The organism is Loigolactobacillus bifermentans DSM 20003 (assembly GCF_001434575.1).
Taxonomy (GTDB): domain Bacteria; phylum Bacillota; class Bacilli; order Lactobacillales; family Lactobacillaceae; genus Loigolactobacillus; species Loigolactobacillus bifermentans.
The window spans coordinates 1-15310 of sequence record NZ_AZDA01000015.1; the positions used below are offsets into that span (position 1 = coordinate 1).

The 15310-nt window shown below is 44.9% G+C and carries 15 protein-coding genes and 1 pseudogene; 5 read left to right on the top strand and 11 right to left on the bottom strand.

Features of this window, described 5'->3' with window-relative positions; genetic code table 11:
* The 6 genes and pseudogenes from FC07_RS02800 to FC07_RS02825 form a co-directional block, all read right to left on the bottom strand.
* Nucleotides 1-1031, bottom strand: a pseudogene (locus FC07_RS02800) (hypothetical protein); the annotation flags it as partial.
* Nucleotides 1032-1079: 48 nt separating this feature from the next.
* The gene (gene ytpR, locus FC07_RS02805) at nucleotides 1080-1733 is read right to left on the bottom strand and encodes a YtpR family tRNA-binding protein (RefSeq protein ID WP_057903605.1); all 654 of its coding nucleotides are present in this window, start codon (nucleotides 1731-1733) and stop codon (nucleotides 1080-1082) included.
* An 18-nt stretch (nucleotides 1734-1751) separates the two neighbouring features.
* The gene (gene trmB, locus FC07_RS02810) at nucleotides 1752-2402 is read right to left on the bottom strand and encodes a tRNA (guanosine(46)-N7)-methyltransferase TrmB (RefSeq protein WP_057903606.1); all 651 of its coding nucleotides are present in this window, start codon (nucleotides 2400-2402) and stop codon (nucleotides 1752-1754) included.
* Between the two features lie 77 nt (nucleotides 2403-2479).
* Nucleotides 2480-3271, bottom strand: coding sequence for a phosphotransferase family protein (locus FC07_RS02815; protein ID WP_057903607.1), 792 nt, complete (start codon nucleotides 3269-3271; stop codon nucleotides 2480-2482).
* A 113-nt stretch (nucleotides 3272-3384) separates the two neighbouring features.
* Complete coding sequence (locus FC07_RS02820) at nucleotides 3385-4596, bottom strand: ABC transporter permease (RefSeq protein ID WP_057903608.1); 1212 nt, start codon at nucleotides 4594-4596, stop codon at nucleotides 3385-3387.
* The gene (locus FC07_RS02825) at nucleotides 4593-5330 is read right to left on the bottom strand and encodes an ABC transporter ATP-binding protein (RefSeq protein ID WP_057903609.1); all 738 of its coding nucleotides are present in this window, start codon (nucleotides 5328-5330) and stop codon (nucleotides 4593-4595) included. Before FC07_RS02825 ends, FC07_RS02820 begins: the two co-directional genes overlap by 4 nt.
* Before the next feature lie 117 nt (nucleotides 5331-5447).
* Between FC07_RS02825 and FC07_RS02830 the strand changes: the two genes are divergently transcribed.
* From FC07_RS02830 to FC07_RS02850, 5 genes are all read left to right on the top strand, one after another.
* On the top strand, nucleotides 5448-5885 hold the full coding sequence (locus FC07_RS02830) for an HIT family protein (protein ID WP_057903610.1): 438 nt from the start codon (nucleotides 5448-5450) through the stop codon (nucleotides 5883-5885).
* 4 nt (nucleotides 5886-5889) lie between these two features.
* Nucleotides 5890-6222, top strand: a complete 333-nt coding sequence (locus FC07_RS02835; RefSeq protein WP_057903611.1) for a YtxH domain-containing protein — start codon at nucleotides 5890-5892, stop codon at nucleotides 6220-6222.
* A gap of 432 nt (nucleotides 6223-6654) precedes the next feature.
* Complete coding sequence (locus tag FC07_RS02840; protein WP_057903612.1) at nucleotides 6655-7578, top strand: peptidylprolyl isomerase PrsA; 924 nt, start codon at nucleotides 6655-6657, stop codon at nucleotides 7576-7578.
* A 146-nt stretch (nucleotides 7579-7724) separates the two neighbouring features.
* Nucleotides 7725-8426, top strand: coding sequence for an AzlC family ABC transporter permease (locus FC07_RS02845; protein WP_057903613.1), 702 nt, complete (start codon nucleotides 7725-7727; stop codon nucleotides 8424-8426).
* Complete coding sequence (locus tag FC07_RS02850) at nucleotides 8423-8755, top strand: AzlD domain-containing protein (RefSeq protein ID WP_057903614.1); 333 nt, start codon at nucleotides 8423-8425, stop codon at nucleotides 8753-8755. The genes FC07_RS02845 and FC07_RS02850 overlap by 4 nt, the downstream gene beginning before the upstream one ends.
* 36 nt (nucleotides 8756-8791) lie before the next feature.
* On the opposite strand, the gene FC07_RS02855 is transcribed toward FC07_RS02850, so the two are convergent.
* From FC07_RS02855 to FC07_RS02875, 5 genes are all read right to left on the bottom strand, one after another.
* A complete protein-coding gene (locus FC07_RS02855) occupies nucleotides 8792-9718 on the bottom strand; it encodes an aldo/keto reductase (protein WP_057903615.1) in 927 nt (308 codons plus the stop codon).
* 22 nt (nucleotides 9719-9740) lie between these two features.
* The gene (locus FC07_RS02860; protein WP_057903616.1) at nucleotides 9741-10703 is read right to left on the bottom strand and encodes a 3'-5' exoribonuclease YhaM family protein; all 963 of its coding nucleotides are present in this window, start codon (nucleotides 10701-10703) and stop codon (nucleotides 9741-9743) included.
* Complete coding sequence (locus FC07_RS02865) at nucleotides 10684-13395, bottom strand: AAA family ATPase (RefSeq protein ID WP_057903617.1); 2712 nt, start codon at nucleotides 13393-13395, stop codon at nucleotides 10684-10686. Before FC07_RS02865 ends, FC07_RS02860 begins: the two co-directional genes overlap by 20 nt.
* The gene (locus FC07_RS02870; RefSeq protein WP_057903618.1) at nucleotides 13385-14602 is read right to left on the bottom strand and encodes a metallophosphoesterase family protein; all 1218 of its coding nucleotides are present in this window, start codon (nucleotides 14600-14602) and stop codon (nucleotides 13385-13387) included. The genes FC07_RS02865 and FC07_RS02870 overlap by 11 nt, the downstream gene beginning before the upstream one ends.
* Before the next feature lie 365 nt (nucleotides 14603-14967).
* Entirely contained in the window at nucleotides 14968-15309 is a 342-nt protein-coding gene (locus FC07_RS02875) for a YlbF family regulator (protein ID WP_057903619.1), read from the bottom strand.
* Nucleotide 15310 lies beyond the last annotated feature (1 nt).

Here is a 15310-nt window from a genome sequence, read left to right on the forward strand (position 1 = left end):
TGTTCCGTTGCGGGCTGTTCCGTTGCGGGCTGTTCCGTTGCGGGCTGTTCCGTTGCCACACGCCCCTGATGCGGTGGTGTGGCAACCGAAGCAGCCAACGCTGGAATCGAGTCAACAACGGCTTGCCAATGCGGCTTTTCAGCGGCATGAATCGGTGCTGTTTGAGCTAACTGCTGATCAATTGGCGTCTGCGCTGGTTTAGCGTCTGACGTCTCTGCTGCAACATCCGTAGCCGTTGTCACACGTACTGATGGCTTGGCAGCAGCGACTGCATCACTGGCAGCTGTGGCTTCGGACCTGGGCGCAACAGATGCTGCTTCAGTCACAACTGCGTCAGATTGCGCCACATCAGCTGCATCTTCACGAGCTACAATCGCGTCCGCTTTCGGTGCTGTGTGAGCGGGCACTGCTGACGCTGTGCTGGTTGTACCTGTTCCAGGAGCAACCGTCGCCGGTGCAGTGGGAACTGGGGCTGGTATGGTTGTCAATTCAGCAGCTACTGGTGTCATATGAGGCGAGCCCGCGGACATTGCGGTCGCTGCTTTAACTGTTTCAGCTGTTTGATCAGTTGGCATCACTGGTGCTGTCACCGCTGTTTGCTCCCCTGCAGCTGACAAGACTGGCGTACGCGTTGGCACTTCTTTCGTCACCACGGGGGCTTTAGCAACATCCGTGACGGCACTTGTTTTGACTTCAACTTCTGACATGGCTGGGTCCGGTAACGGTTGCGTCAAATCTATCAACGGCAATGTAGCATCATCGGTTGCACTAAAAAGAGGTGGCTGGCGTAATTCAGCCACTAGCTGCCGCATCCGACTGAGTTCCGTTGGCTGACTCCGTTGTAACGAAGGCGGCACGTAACTCGGCGTAAAGTGTGTCACCTGGCTAGTCTTTTGGCCTGATGCAGGGACTATCCGCGGTTTAGACTGCGGCCGTACAGGTAGACTGGCCTTTTGCGTCGGTGCAGGTTGCTGTGATTGCCGTTGTCGCTGTTCATTTTTTAAAAATACTGGTCCATCATAATGATTCATGTTAACGACTCCCATTTCTAAACTTCGTCACAACCGTCTTCACCAAACCTATTGCGCGTTTTGAGCGGCAACTAATTGCGCCCCTTTGGCAAAATCAAAGGCGGTTCCCGTTGGCACACTGTCTGGTATAATCAAAATTCCCCGACGTTGCGGTGCATTTGGCAATTGCAATTCGCGTGCGGCACACATCATCCCATAGCTTGGCACTTTTCGAAGTTCCCCAGGCCAAATAATGGCACCATTCGGCATAAACGCGCCGACTTTGGCCACTACCACTTTTTGGCCTAACGCCGCATTAGGTGCACCCACAACGATCTGCAACGTTTCACCTTGGTCCACTGTCACTTGGGCCACATGTAAATGATCAGAGTCTGGATGTTCCTCAAATGTATCAATATGTCCGATGACAAATTTAGGGGTTAGATCTAACACAAGTTCAGGTGTAAACCCTTGTTGCTTTAACGCCGCATTAAGCGCTGCAACTTGTGCTGTGGTTAAATCAACTTTACCATTGTGTTCGCCTAATTCAGGCACCCACTGCTGGCTCTTAAAAAAATTATAACCAATCGTTGCATTGGTGTCCGTTGCAAAAATTCGGACAATATCCCCTTTTTGCTCAGTTGCTTGTTCAGCAACATCCTGGCCTAAAATCGTGATCAGTGTGTCGCCAAAAGATTGAAAATTCATACTTGCAATTAACACAGTACTTGCCCCCATTATTTAGTCTGTCGTTTTAAAATGCGCTTGGATATAATAAATCGGATGCCCCATTTGGCTAAAACGATGTTCATACTCCGTTTCAATATTAGTCTCGTTTTGCGCGCTATGGTGCAGATCTAATGACAGATCATCAAACACCATGCCATAAGCATTAAAGCTTTGCAACGAAAATTCAAACAACCCCCGATTATCCGTTTTAAATTGGAACAAACCGGCTGGTTGTAACACAATTTCATACATTTTAAGAAAATTGGCGTGCGTCAGCCGGCGTTTCGCATGCCGCGTCTTCGGCCAAGGATCTGAAAAGTTTAAATACAATTCAGCAACTTCCGCTGGTGCGAAGAAATCAGTTAACCGATTGCCGTTGGCTTGAATTAAAAACAAATTCGGCAACTGCGCTACCATTTGCCGCTCCAAGATCATAATGATCACAGAAGGTTGTAATTCGATTCCAATAAAATTTTTGTCAGGATGTGCTTTGGCCATTTCAATAATAAACTGACCCTTGCCAGACCCGACTTCAACACATAGTGGCTGCGGTTGTGCAAACTTGGTTTGCCACTGACCTTTATGATCTTCTGGGGTAATCGTGATCCACTCTGGGTGAGCTGCAATTTCACCAGCTGCTCTTGGTTTGTTTCGTAAACGCATTTTTAACTCCATTCTATTAACTGACAGTATCATAACAAAGGCGAATCACCACCAACGATGATTCGCCTTTTTGCCATCTAAACTAATTTTCTTGTTTCAAATAATTGTTTTAATTGAATAATGGCCTGGTTCATTTCGTGATAGCGTTGTTGCTGGTAAAAGCCCTTGACCAACAACAATAAATTCAAATACCCATACCACTCAATCCGGCCAATCATTTCATCGGTTGGATCGGTACCGTACGCCGCCAACCATTGATGCCACTGCTGTTGCGGCACATATTGACACAAAATCGTGCTAAGATCAAATGCTGCATCGGCAAACATGGCATCGTCCCAGTCCACCAAATACAATCGGTGCTGGTCAGATAACAGCCAATTCTTATGATTCAGATCCCCATGGCAGACTTCCAATTGGTCTGGTTTGACCATTGGCTTGTTCTGGATCAAGTAGCGCAACACCGTTTTAAGCAACGGATGACCACGTAGATCCGAGGATAGATTTAAATAATACTGTTGCAAGAAATGATCCGAATAAACAGGTCGGCCACCGACTTTTTTTAACATGCGCTTTAAAATCGCTGAATGATGAACCTTCGCCAATAACTGTGCAACGCTATCTTGCGCCATTTCTGCACGCGTTAAGGTCCGGCCGTTTAACCATTCCTGTGCCGTTAAAACATCACCAGTCGGAACCCGCTTGGTCCAAATCAACCGCGGCGTAATGCCTTCCATAGAAAGCGCCGCAAGAAATGGCGATGCGTTGCGTTTTAAGAAAATTTTCTCTGACGCACGTGTGCCAATAAAGGCCGCACCTGTATTCCCACCAGCTGGCCGAATTTGCCAACCTGTATCTAAATCAAAATTCATCGCGACACCTCCTTTATTAAAGGCGCATTCGAGGCACAATCATCGAACCCCGCCGCTTTTTATCCAGACTCTATTTTACCCAGCCAGACATAGAGCGTCAAGGCCTGCGCAAGTTAATTTTCATGCCGTTTTAACCAGTTTGGCACATAAAGCTTTAGGAAAGCCACGTTGAAAACGCCCACACCTAAAATGATGACCCAACCAAAGGGCGCTAGCCACAATTGATAGGCTGCTAAACTAAAAACGAGCCAAATGCCAACAAATAATGGGGTTAAAAATTTCAAAAACGCTTGTTGACGTCGACTAGCAGGTTGCGGGTATAACCGCTGCTGCGGATAATCCCAATAGCTGCGATAAAACGGCAGTAATTGAAAGCCAATCAAATAACTAAAGACCAGTGCGATCACTAATGCCAGCCACACTTGTTGCAAGAATAGGAGCACAATGGCCCCGATCACTAATAAGCGTAGATACAGGCCGCTATATTCCGTACCGCGCAAAAAGCCACGCCAATTTAAATAAAGAAACGGATTCGTTGTGCGCCCAGTTGTCCAGCGTAGCAGTGGCTGTAAATAGCGCCGACGCTTAATTTGGCCTTGTAACTGGGGCACGTCTGTAAATAAATTAAAAAAGCGATAAATTTGCAACATCCGCGACGCTTCCTGATTCAAGGCCAATTGCCACTGAAAAAGGTGCTGCTGTTGGACTTGCTGTAGGCGCCAACGGCTGATACTCGCTGTTAAAATACTGAACACGAAGCCAAGTGCTGGCCAACTGTATAGCCCAAGCCCTAAGCTTAACAGGCTAAGCCCATAAAATGTCACTTGTTGACTACGAAATTGCGTGGTTGGTAAATATAACTGCACCACCTGGCCCCAAAGCTGGCCTAATTTTAAAATCAAAACGCTTAGCCATAAAACACCGATACTGATCAATGACCGACCGCCACCGATTTCCAAAAATGGGACTAAAAAACCACAGACAAAACTCAAAAGCACCCAAGGCAGCGGCACACTATGGGAGAAAGCTTGCTTTAAGTAACCTTTTAACGCCGATTCCTGGGGCAGTAGAAAAAGACTATCTGCTGCTTGTAGCAAAGTTGCAAAGTGCCCCACGGTTAATAGTACCAGTAACAAAATCAACACCAGTGGTCGACTCCACCACAAAGGCGCCGTTAAAGTTTTGATGTAACCGGCATAACTATAAGCCGCGCCACCTAACAAAATAAACACGGCAATCATGAAGAATTCGTTAAAGACCAGCCGCAAATAACGCAACATCAGACGTTGTTGCCGTTGTAGTCGTTGTTGCCACAATTTTGTCATTGGGCCGCCCTCATCTCTGTCATCTTCAAATAAATGTCTTCTAAACTGGCTTGTGGCAGCTTAAAGGTTTGCCGCAAAGCAGGCAGGTCCCCTTGCGCCACTAATTGGCCCTGATGTAACAGTAAAAATTGATCTGCATGTTGCTGTGCAGTGGCCAACACGTGCGTGGACATTAAAATTGCAGCGCCACGACTTTTAGCTTGTGTGATCAAGGTTAACAAATCATGGACTGCAATGGGATCTAAACCGGTAAACGGTTCATCAATGATGTACAGCGTTGCCGGAATCATAAAGGCACAGACGATCATCACCTTTTGCTGCATCCCTTTGGAAAAGTTAGCTGGAAACCAATCTAAACGTTTGTCCAATCGAAATTGCTTCAATAGCGGCGTTGCCGCTTGCCAGGCCTGTTTGGAATCTAAGTTGTAGGCCATCATGGTCATCTCTAAATGTTCCCTTAGCGTCAAGGCCGGATACAAAACTGGCATTTCTGGCACATAGGCCACTTGCTGTCGATAAGCCTCAGGTTGTTGTTGCACTTGTAAATCATTTAAGGTAATGCTGCCCTTTTGCGGCGTGAGTAATCCTAAAATATGTTTGATCGTGGTTGATTTGCCGGCACCATTTAACCCAATTAAAGCGGTGATCGTGCCAGCTGCTAGTGTAAAGCTTAAGTCTTTGATGACTGGTGTTCGTGAATAACCACCTGTTAACGCTTGGACGTTTAAAACCAAGACGCTACTCCCCCTTCTATCACTTAAAAAGTGCTTTCATTATAGCATAGTCTCTCATTTGATTTTAGTTTGGATTATGATAGCATGAAGACAAGTTTAAGAAAGAAGGTTGCGCCTATGACTTCAACCACAGATTGTATTTTTTGTAAAATTATCCGCAATGAAATTCCTAGTACAGTTGTTTATGAAGACGATGTTGTCAAAGCCTTTTTAGACATTAGCCAAGCTACACCTGGTCACACATTAGTGATTCCCAAGCAACATGTCGCCGATATTTTTGAATATGATGCTGACCTTGCTGCTGCCGTTTTCAGTCGGATTCCTAAAATTGCCAAGGCCATCAAGGCCATTGACCCTGCCATTAAAGGCATGAATATTTTGAACAACAACGGTGAAGTGGCTTACCAATCTGTTTTTCATTCTCACATTCATCTGATTCCACGTTACAGTGATACCGACGATTTTAAGATTCATTTTGGGGATCATACCGACCAGTACACCCCTGAAAAATTAACGCAGATCGCCGATCAGATCAAAGCGCAATTAAAGGACTGATTCGATGCAACGTTTTTTGAAAGGCCTTGCGGTAGGCAGCGCGATTGGTGGCGTGTACGGACTACTCACCGCTAAACGAAGTGGTGTTGAAACACGGCACCGTCTCCGCCGGCAAGTGACTGACTTGACAGATAGTGTGCAGCGTGTGAACAACAGTGTGCAAGCCTTTCAGGCAGCACTAGAACACCTGGATACCGTTAATACTGAAACAGCCACACCGACCCTCGCTGCCATTGAAAAATTGATTCAAGAATTTCAATTTCAAAGTGAACCCCGGCTTAAACGTGTCAAGGATGCCACCGAAACATTGAACCGTGATTTAGGGCAAGATGATTAAACCCATACGTGGCTGGGCCATAATTACTCATTTTGGCTTGCGCACCGCACCCGACCGATTTTGAACTACCTCCTAAAATCTCTAGGGTTAGATTTTGCTAACGCAAAATTTCATTTCGGAGGATGGCCATTCTGGCGGACGAAAACGATCACGCCAGAAACATGGCATCTGAAAAAGGAACAAAATTGGCCTCTAACGTGCGCCATAATGCAGCCTTCGACCTTTAGCTACAAAATAGGGTAGAACTCAAAATTCAGAGTTCTACCCTATTTTTTGCTAATACTCGAAGGCTAACCGCATTATGTCCCACCCTCGTTTTTTAATTCTTGAAGATTTTATGAAAGTTTCGGCGCTTTTTTGTTTCAAGCGGCAACGTATGTTATATTTAGTGGCGTGAGTTTCAGAAAAATATAGATAAGGATGTGCTTTTGCATGCGGAAAAAATGGCTACTCCCCATTATGGGTGTCTTCTTGGCCTTTGGTTTAGCTGGCTGCGGTAAGACAGTGGCAACAACTTCTGGTGGTAGTATCAGTCAGAAGGATTACTATAACGAAATGAAGAAGAGTGATAGCGGGAAACAAACGCTTCAACAAATGATTCTTGATAAAGTTATGGAAAAACAATATGGTAGCAAGGTTTCTAAAGCTGAAGTAACCAAACAATACAACAGCTACAAGAGCCAATATGGGTCATCATTTAAATCTGTTTTATCTCAAAACAGTATGACTGAATCCAGCTTCAAGAAGAATTTACGCTCTAATTTATTATTAAAAGAAGCCGTTAAGGATCACGACAAGATCACCCAAAAGAAGCTGAAAAAGCAATGGAAGTCTTACGAACCTAAGGTCACTGTTCAACATATCTTAGTTGCGAAGAAAGCCACCGCACAAACTGTAATCGATGCCTTAAAGAAGGACCCTTCAGAAAAGAACTTCAAAGCTTTGGCGAAGAAGTACTCAACCGATACATCGACTAAAAAGGATGCCGGCAAATTACCTGCTTTTGATTCAACAGATACAAGCTTAGACAGTTCCTTTAAGAAGGCTGCCTTCAAGCTGAAAACAGGTGCCTACACCACAACACCTGTTAAGTCACAATACGGTTACCATGTTATCCGCATGATCAAGAACCCTGGTAAAGGGCAAATGAAAGATCACATTGCAACCTTGAAGTCACAAATCTGGGATTCAGATATGTCAAACAACACTGTTTTACATAGTGTGATTTCTAAGGTCTTGAAGAAAGGGAACGTTCAAATCAAAGATGACGATTTGAAGAACGTCTTATCCGACTATATCGGTAAAGGCTCCTCTACTTCTGCTGCAACAACGACAACAACCAGCAGCTCTAACTAAACATGATTTTTTAAGACAAGGCCAGCGCCTTGTCTTTTTTTGTAAATCTTAAGAAAGGCCTTTAATCGTAATCTCATTTGTTTTAAACTTATAACTAATGTAATTCACATTTTCATGTGATATTTCAAAAAAGGAGGTCCCCCCTAATGAACGGTGACTTAACCACTCGTAGTGGGTTACACGATGTGCTGCCGACCCTTTTTGGCTACATCGGTGTTGGCTTGGCATTTGGGATTGTTGGCCAAACCAGCCATTTAAGTATTTTAGAAATTCTTTTAATGTCTCTGCTTGTTTACGCGGGCTCCGCCCAATTTGTGATCACCAGCATGATCTTAGCTGGTAGTCCGATTCCTGCCATGATTTTGTCGACTTTCTTAGTCAACGCTCGGATGATTCTCATGAGCACAACCATTGCCCAATTCTTTCGAAAGTCATCATTACGGCAAAACATTGCCATTGGTACCCTACTAACTGATGAAACTTTTGCGCTAGGGATGAGTAAATTAAACTTTACGAACGGCCAACTAAAACCCACTTGGTTTAACACTGCCAATATTGTTGCTTATTTAGTTTGGGCACTTTCAACCGTAATCGGTGGGTTACTGGGAAATTTGATCACGAATCCAAAAGCATTTGGCTTTGACTTTGCGTTAGTTGCAATGTTTATCGGCTTACTTTATTTACAGATCATTGGTGACCGCCAAAAAAAAATTGGTCTCCAACTCTGGATTGTTTTAGCAGTGATCATCATGATGTATGGGCTATTGATCGTCATGAGTGCCAATATGGCTATTTTATGTGCCACTATTTTAGGTTGTTTATTGGGAATGGTGGTGACTAAAAAATGACACTATCGAGTTATGTCCTTTGGACGTTGATTGGTTGCGGCTTGATCACCTGGTTATCCCGTATTTTGCCCTTTGTTTTAGTCAAACATTTTCGCTTACCCGACTGGTTGGTGAACTTCTTATCCTTTGTTCCCATCACCATTATGACGGCATTATTCGTTGAAAATTTATTAGTGCCACACCCTGGCCATTTGCCAGGAATCGACTGGCAAAACACCTTGGCCTCATTGCCGGCTATTTTAACGGCTGTCCTGACCAAAAGCTTATTGGCCATTGTCATTGTTGGCGTTGCTGCAATGGCAGTGATTCGCTTAATGGGCTGGGGGTAATCAAAAAGTGTATCTCAAACGAGATACACTTTTTGATTACACATCATCCAGTTGAAAGGCCTGATCAATTTTGTGATAGTCAGCAGGTGTTAAGGGCACATCAAAGGCCTTAACATTTTGCAACACTTGGTTTGGCTGCCGCGCACCTGGAATGATAAGGGCTAAATCAGGATTCGCCATATACCACGCTAAAATCACCTGCGTGACGGTTGCCTGATAGCCTTGCGCAATTTGGCGCACTTGTGCAATCGCCTTTAAAATAGCAGCATAGCGCTTTGACGAAAATTGTTTAAAATGAGCACCATCAGCAGGGCCATACTTTCCAGTCAACAAACCTGATTCAAGCGGAAAATAAGGGACAAATGAAATTTGATGTGGCCGTAAATAAGGGAATAACGTGGTTTCGGCGTCACGATGCACCAAACTGTAGTGATCTTCCACCACATCCACCAAATCAGCTTGGTTCGCAGCCTTGATCTCAGCTAACGAAAAGTTGGACACACCGATTGCCTTGAGCTTTCCTTGTTGCCGCATTTGGTCCAACGCGGCAACAGCCTCCGCCTTATCAGTGGCCTGATCTGGAAAATGAATGTAAAAAATATCAATATAATCTGTTTGCAGCCGCTTTAACGCTGCTTCGACAGACGCCTTTAAAAAGGCCGGACTGTTATCAATTTTTTTCGGATCTTCCGGCCGATGTGCCGCCTTAGTGGCAATCACGATTTTTTCACGGTTATAATTTTGAATCACATCACCAATGATTTCCTCTGAACGACCAAGACCATACATATAAGCCGTATCTAATGTGGTCAGGCCATGATCCAATGCCGTTTTAACCACCGCTGCACCATCTTGATCGGCAAGCTCTGGAAACAAGTTATGCCCGCCTACCTTGTTGGTGCCTAGCCCTAATTTAGGGGTGGTCACACTTGAATGCCCAATCGGAACAAGTCGTCGTTTCATTGATACCGCTTCCTTCCCTGCCTTATGCTTCTGGTTGATCAGGTTGTTGTGGGGCGTAAAAATGACGCCCGTCCATCCCGAAAATACGATCTGAAAAGTCACCTGGTGTCGTATGCTGTAAATGCCCCCGCAACATTTGAATCGACGCGTCTAAGTCATCAATGTGGTGTAAGACTTCTGCCTCTAACAATTGCGGCTCAACCGGTGAACCATATTCATGCTTACCATGATGGGCCAAGACCACGTGCCGTAACAACACCATATCCTCGCTGGCCAAGTCGATATCCAACGCTGTACAAGCCTGCACAATGCCTTCATCGATCAGCACAATGTGACCGATCAAATTGCCTGCCAACGTATATTGCGTTGCCACAGGGCCTGATAACTCAATCGTTTTCCCCATGTCATGCAAAATCACCCCGGCATATACCAAAGCCCGATCAATATCGGGATACTCATCACAAATGGCTTTCGCCAAATGTAACATACTCACTGTATGGTACGCCAGCCCACCTTCAAAGGCATGATGGTTGGTTTTAGCAGCTGGATAGGTGAAAAACGTATCCTGATGTTGCTTTAATAGCCAGCGGACCACGCGATTCCAACTTGGTTTCGTAATGGTAAAAATCGCCTGGTTGATTTCATCTTGTAACGTGGTTTGGTCAACCGGTGCCTTAGGCAAGAATTGTTCAGGTTGTTGTGGCTCTCCCGCCTTAGCAATGTGTAATTTAAAGATTTTAATTTGTGGCTTGCCTTGATACAATTCTCGTTTTCCGGTTAAATGTACGACTTTACCGGTTTGATATTGCGCAATATCTTGTTGTCCCGCATCCCAAAACTTACCTGAAATTTCGCCTGAACGATCCTGAAACACAAACGCAATAAACTTCTTACCATTTTTTGCAACGCGAACATCAGCCGCTTTGATCAAAACAAAAAGATCCAAATTTTCATCATTTTGATAATCATAAAGCTGTTTGGTCATTTGTTTCTTCCTCTCGTGTTAAGCCTTGATAATGCACCCCATCAGGTAGATCAGCAGCACTGGTGCCAAAATAGATCACCTGATTATGTTGCGCAATTTCTGCTAGTAATTTTAACATTTGTTGTCGCCGTGGTTGATCAAAATCAACAAAACCATCATCGATGATAATGGGCAATGCCTTAATTTTCGCAATTTCTTGTGTGAATGCCAACCGTAATGCCACATAAAGTTGCTCAGCGGTACCTTGTGACAGTTCTTCAACTGAAAATTTTTGACCATCACGACGCCGTACAAACAGCGTTTCAGCATTAAAACTAATTTTATCATAGCGGTTTAAGGTTAATTGTGCAAAGTAATGTTGTGCTTGCTGCAGTAACACTGGAAAACGTTGTGCTGAAGCGGCGTTTAAAGTGGCTAAGATCCACTGCTGGGCTAAGTTTTGCTGCAACCACTGTTGGCCTAACGCCAATACCTGGGCCTGTTGGGCGGCAATTTTTTGACGTAATGTTTGGGCAGTCCCATCGGCAGCCAAACGCTTTAGTTCAGCACGTTGATCACTGAGTTGTTGCTGGGTGGTTTGCAATTGTTGCGTCATTGCTGCCAATTCGGCCTTTTGCGTGGCTAACTTCGTTTCAAGGCTGACTAAATCATGATACTGTTGTAACGCAGGTAATAACGGTTCTAGCGCACTGGCAATCACTTCACGCTGGGTATCTTGTTGGTTTTGTGCCTGCAAAGCAGCATAACTCTGTTCTAATTCGTGGACATTCAATAAATGGGCTTGGGCTAATAAATCTTGCTGTGCCACTTCAGTTGTTTTAATAGCTTGTTGGATCTGTGTCAATTGTTCACTTAAATATTGGTAGCGTTGATCAGATTGTCCCAGCTGATTCACTTGTTTTTGCATGGCAGTAACGTACGTTTGGACCTGTTCAAAAATCATTTCCGGTGTCTGTTGTGCAACAGGCAGCCAATCTGACGCAAACGCTAAATCGGCCTGCCATTGCTTTAACCGTGTTGCTGCTTGTTCAAAACGCTGTTTTTGCTGCGTCAATTGCTGGGTTAATTGTTGATCACGCTGATAAGCCGTTTGCGCTGCTAAAATCTCGGTTGGCGCAAGCTCCCCATAACCATAGCGTTGCTTCAACTGACGCCAAAATTCTTGTAGTGGCGCTAATTGTTGCTGTAATTGTGCCTGTCGTTGCACTTGCTCCGCAGCTTGCGCCTGTAACTGATCTAATTCCGTTAAGGCCTGCCGCCATTGATCTTGTAAATGAGCTTGTACAGGTTGATCACGATGACGTTGCAACCCATAATAGCCTAACAGTCCTAGTCCCACTAAGCTGACGATTTTTAACCAATGTGGCAATAAAAATCCAATCACGATCAACCCAATCCCTACCCCTAATTGCCACGTATTCGTCGGTTGCGTCCGACGGGTCACTTGCTGTTGGCGCCGAGTTGGCTGCTGGGCTTGCTCTAAATCAGCAATATAAGCCGACTTTGCCGCAATTTTCGTTTGCAGCTCATGCAGGGTTTGTTGCTGTTGGTCAAATTGTTGCTGCAGTGCCTGTGTTTGACGCAATTTAGCCTGTGCTGATGTTACTAAATCCGCCGGTAACGCTTGTGCCTGGGCCTGAGGCAGGGTTTGTTGCTGTTGTTCCGCCGCTAAACGTTGCACCTGTTCCTTGGCTTCTTGCCACTGTAATAGTGTGCGCTGCCAAACCGGAAAGGCCTGTGCTAGCGCCACAAATTGCGCCTGATGCGCTAAATAGAACTTAAATTTTGGTGTTTGATCCGTTCGTTGTGTGATGGCAGCCAACTGCTGCGTGAGATCTTGCAAAGTCGTTTGCTGTTGCTGACGTTTTTGTGCTAATTGCTGATAATCTTGATACGTTGCCAGCGTTACTGTGGCCTGTTTTGACACCGGCGTTAACGCTAAATAACGCTGATAATTTGGCCAAGCTTGTTGCAACTGCTGCGTCTGGGCTAATGCCTTTTGACGCTGTTGCTGTTGTTGCTGCGCAGTGGTCAACTGCTGCGTCAATTGTTGCAACTTCCGTTGTACTTGTTGATAAGCTGGTAGCTGTTGCCGCACTTGTCGCTGCTGCTTTTCCAAATTTTCTAACGTTTTCAAAGCTTGATTTAACGGCCAAACGCGTCCTTTAGGGCGATAGAGATGGGCCGCCGCACGTTCAAAATCATCTGCACGCTGTAACCAAGTTTGACTGCCAATGGCGCCGATCGCCAACAAATATTGATTTAACGTTGTACGTGACAAATTGGCTACCGTCAACAGCTCACGCCGATTCAGTTCAAAAATAGCCTGATACAAGGTTTGATCCACCGGTTGTAATAAATGCGCCAGCAACGCTGCCGGCTGTAATTGACCGTCAGCAGCCATTAGCGTCACATCACCACCTGCTTTACCGGCCTGGCGTTTCAACACATATGTTTTTTGAGCGGTCACCAAGGTTAAACTGCCACCATAAGTCCGGGTTGTCTTCGGCAAGTATTGTGCAGCCGGTTGTTTTTTAGTGGCAAAACCGAATAAAACCCCTGTGATAAACGCATTTAAGGTTGATTTTCCCGCCTCATTCGGCCCAATAAAAGCATTAAAGCCTGAGGTTAAGGTAAACGCCTGTTGTTGCCATTTTCCAAAACCATCAATTTTTAGTTGTTTAATCCACATGTTTTTGCGCATCCTTTAAGGCTCGGTTTTGTAGCAACTTGGTGGTTGCTGTGCGAAGTGCAGCCGCTTGTTCTGGTGTTGCAAAAGCATCCATCATAAACTGATAGCCAGCTAATGGTGCTGCTGTTTTTAAAATGTTTTCAGTTGAAAAAACCGTTTCTGCTGCTGCCTGCCAGTATTTTTCGTCAAATTGCTGCAGTGGCGCTGTTGTTGGTTGATAGCGCACTTCTAATGCCACTGGCCAGCGCCAAGTCGGTGTCGCTTGGGCTTGCTGTTGCAAATATTGTAATAATTCGCCATTATCGATTCGTTGTTGGAGTTGCGGTGTGAGTTGCGCCGTACCCGTTAGTTGCAAACGGACTAGATAATGCTGCTGCGCTGGTAAGGCCTGTAGTTGATCCGTGATTTGATTGATCAAGGTGGTCATCCGCTTGGCCCCGGTAACATCCACTGTAACGTTTTGCCAATTGATCACACTGGTTGGCACAAATTGTGGTTGCAACTGACCAGACTGTTCAGTCACTAGTAAATAACCCTTCGGACCTGTTTCACTTCGACGCAAGCCTTGAGGATCCCCTGAATAGCCAATAAAGGGCTGCTCATGCAACGTTTGACGTTTATGAATATGCCCCAGTGCCCAATAATCATAGTGCTGCTGCAACAACTCAGCAATGGTAAATGGTGCATAATGATCTTGTGCCGCTTGACCGGTGCGTTGCGCACCGTGCCACATCCCGATATGATACGTTTCAGTGCCACGTGCTGGGAAGGCAGGTGTTTCAGTGACCCAGCGTTGGTGGTAACTAAAGCCTGTAATGGCCACTGTTTTTTGATCCTGAGTCGTTAACTGATAGGTGGTGGGTTGCGCACCAAAAAGATGCACATTAGCTGGAAAATCCAGTTGCACTTGCTGTGGCACCACATAATCGTGATTACCAAATCCTAAATAAACGGGAATCTGCGCTTCAGCCAGCCGTTGAAACTGCTGATTTAAAAAGGCCTGGACTTGAATACTTTGCGCCTGCGAATCAAACAAGTCGCCACTAATACAAACAAAATCAACGGCCTGTTCGCAGGCTGCCGTGACGATTTCTTCAAATGACTGAAATGTCGCCTGCTGAAGCAATTGCCACAGCGCATCTGGCGCCGTTTGTAACCCTAAAAAGGGGCTGTCTAAATGTAAATCGGCGGTATGAATAAATTTCATCAGTGTGTCCCCCTAAATGATTTAATGTCTATTTTGCTTCCGCAAAAATCTTATTTCCGGAGGGATGTCCATTCCCTCGGGTGAAATTCACCACGATGGAAACATGGCTCCCCTAAATGATTTAATGTCTATTTTGCTTCCGCAAAAATCTTATTTCCGGAGGGATGTCCATTCCCTCGGGTGAAATTCACCACGATGGAAACATGGCCCCCCTTATTGCATCACTTTGAAAAAGGCGTTCGTTTAAATGCTATTTTAATATTTCTCTTAACTTTAGCATAGGGAACGTACATTCGCAATTGTTCATTCAATAAAAAAACACCTGCAAACTTTTTAACCTGTTTGCAGGTGTTTTGAACAGACAACTAGTCAGCATATAAGCCTTGAACAGGGCCGGTAATCGTCTTGTTTAATTCATCGATCAAATGGCTTAAGGCTTGTTCCTTTTCCATTAATGTCCGAACTTCTGGGTAGTTGCCGATTTTTTCAGCTAAATCTTGTGCTTTTTTGATTTCATCTTCTGAAATTTCTTGACCTTGCATTTGTTTTTGTTGCAAGCTAAAGTTCATTTCCTGAAAATTCTTAAATAACGCAAACGCTAATTCATTTTGCTTCATAGCGCCGTAAGCTGCTTGTAAAGCCATGAATTCTTCTGTTTGCCGTAATTCTTGCTGTAATTGTTCTGCTGTGTCTTGGATTGCCAAAATG

Excerpts from the sequence above, each read along its gene's own strand:
- FC07_RS02820 (WP_057903608.1), bottom strand. The coding sequence starts at position 4,596 with ATGACAAAATTGTGGCAACAACGACTACAACGGCAACAACGTCTGATG.
- FC07_RS02860 (WP_057903616.1), bottom strand. The coding sequence starts at position 10,703 with ATGACCAAACAGCTTTATGATTATCAAAATGATGAAAATTTGGATCTT.
- trmB (WP_057903606.1), bottom strand. The coding sequence starts at position 2,402 with ATGCGTTTACGAAACAAACCAAGAGCAGCTGGTGAAATTGCAGCTCAC.
- FC07_RS02870 (WP_057903618.1), bottom strand. The coding sequence starts at position 14,602 with ATGAAATTTATTCATACCGCCGATTTACATTTAGACAGCCCCTTTTTA.
- FC07_RS02835 (WP_057903611.1), top strand. The coding sequence starts at position 5,890 with ATGCAACGTTTTTTGAAAGGCCTTGCGGTAGGCAGCGCGATTGGTGGC.
- FC07_RS02855 (WP_057903615.1), bottom strand. The coding sequence starts at position 9,718 with ATGAAACGACGACTTGTTCCGATTGGGCATTCAAGTGTGACCACCCCT.
- FC07_RS02845 (WP_057903613.1), top strand. The coding sequence starts at position 7,725 with ATGAACGGTGACTTAACCACTCGTAGTGGGTTACACGATGTGCTGCCG.
- FC07_RS02815 (WP_057903607.1), bottom strand. The coding sequence starts at position 3,271 with ATGAATTTTGATTTAGATACAGGTTGGCAAATTCGGCCAGCTGGTGGG.
- FC07_RS02830 (WP_057903610.1), top strand. The coding sequence starts at position 5,448 with ATGACTTCAACCACAGATTGTATTTTTTGTAAAATTATCCGCAATGAA.
- FC07_RS02865 (WP_057903617.1), bottom strand. The coding sequence starts at position 13,395 with ATGTGGATTAAACAACTAAAAATTGATGGTTTTGGAAAATGGCAACAA.
- FC07_RS02840 (WP_057903612.1), top strand. The coding sequence starts at position 6,655 with ATGCGGAAAAAATGGCTACTCCCCATTATGGGTGTCTTCTTGGCCTTT.
- FC07_RS02850 (WP_057903614.1), top strand. The coding sequence starts at position 8,423 with ATGACACTATCGAGTTATGTCCTTTGGACGTTGATTGGTTGCGGCTTG.